Below are 239 nucleotides of genomic sequence, written 5' to 3'. Positions count from 1 at the left end.
TCACGAGCGCCAAGCAAGCCACGACCAGCATAAATTAATGGGTGCTTAGCTTCTTTGATCATCTTTAAAGTGTCTTTGACAGCTTTGGGATCAACTGATTGTTTGAAGTCATCGGCAACCGTTAATGGGGTCTTAGTTGGTGCGTAATCAATTTCTTCTGAAGTTAAGTTTTCAGGTAAAATAACAACCGCAACACCCTTTTGACGGTATGCTTCCTTAATTGCCTGGTTAACAACGTA

General features: G+C 41.4%; 1 pseudogene. It reads right to left on the bottom strand.

From position 1 onward, the window contains the following. Positions 1-239, bottom strand: a pseudogene (locus tag CBI42_RS12070) (pyruvate oxidase); the annotation flags it as partial.

It is taken from the genome of Streptococcus sp. KR, from assembly GCF_002238115.1.
In the GTDB taxonomy this organism is placed as follows: Bacteria; Bacillota; Bacilli; order Lactobacillales; family Streptococcaceae; genus Streptococcus.
This window is presented reverse-complemented; position numbering and strand designations above follow the sequence as displayed.